This is a genomic window from Tabrizicola oligotrophica (genome assembly GCF_011008935.1).
Taxonomy (GTDB): Bacteria; Pseudomonadota; Alphaproteobacteria; order Rhodobacterales; family Rhodobacteraceae; genus Tabrizicola_A; species Tabrizicola_A oligotrophica.
Genome location: NZ_JAAIVJ010000039.1, coordinates 1 through 874 on the forward strand (window position 1 = coordinate 1; position 874 = coordinate 874).

Genomic DNA, 874 nt, shown 5'->3' on the forward strand with positions numbered 1-874 from the left:
CGGTGTCTGTCCGCACGGTTCGCAAATGGCTTGCCCGGTTCCGCGCGGGCGGAGGCGCGGCACTTTCCAATCGCGCAAGCGCCCCCGCCCGCGTTGCGGGGCGGCTGACCATGGCGACAGTGGCGCTGATCGTGCATCTGCGCCGGTCGCTGCGGATGACGGGTGCGGCGATTGCCGCCAAGCTTGGCCTGGGGCGGTCCACCGTATCTCGCTGGCTCCGGCGCGAAGGGTTGGGGCGGTTGGCGCAGATCGACCCGCCCGCGCCCGTGCGCCGCTTTCAGCGTGAGCGGCCGGGCGAGCTGATCCATTTCGATATCAAGAAGTTGGGCCGGTTCGACCACCCCGGCCACAGGGTCACAGGCGACCGACGCGGGCGCAACCGGGGTGCGGGTTGGGACTTCGTGCATGTGGCCGTCGATGATGCCACCCGCTTGGCCTATGTCGAAGTGCTGAAGGACGAGCGCAAGGACACCACGACCGGTTTCCTCTTGCGTGCCCTGCGCTGGTTCCGCACCCGGGGCATCAGGGTCGAACGGGTCATGACCGATCGAGCCATCGCGGCGCCATCGGTTCGAACCCGATGGCGAGGGGCAGCGCCTACCGCTCCCGCCGCTTTGCCAAGGCCCTGCGCCTGCTGGCCATCCGCCACATCTTCACACGGCCCTACACACCCAAGACCAACGGCAAGGCCGAGAGGTTTATCCAGACGCTCATGCGAGAATGGGCCTACGGCCTCGCACACACGTCCTCAACCGCACGAAACGCCGACCTGCCGCGTTGGCTTGACTGGTTCAACAAATCAAGACCACACTCAGCCCTTAACGGCCTATCACCCTTCTCAAGGGTGAATGACCTCCTAAGAACTCACACCTAG

General features: G+C 66.0%; 1 protein-coding gene and 1 pseudogene. Both read left to right on the forward strand.

Going from position 1 to position 874, the window contains the following annotated elements:
• Positions 1-2 precede the first annotated feature (2 nt).
• Positions 3-218: pseudogene (locus G4Z14_RS19275) on the forward strand (helix-turn-helix domain-containing protein); the annotation flags it as partial.
• A 362-nt stretch (positions 219-580) separates the two neighbouring features.
• On the forward strand, positions 581-874 hold the full coding sequence (locus G4Z14_RS19280) for an integrase core domain-containing protein (protein WP_164628481.1): 294 nt from the start codon (positions 581-583) through the stop codon (positions 872-874).

What these genes read in the sequence shown, in the direction of transcription:
- G4Z14_RS19280 (WP_164628481.1), top strand. Translation starts at nt 581, where the DNA reads ATGGCGAGGGGCAGCGCCTACCGCTCCCGCCGCTTTGCCAAGGCCCTG.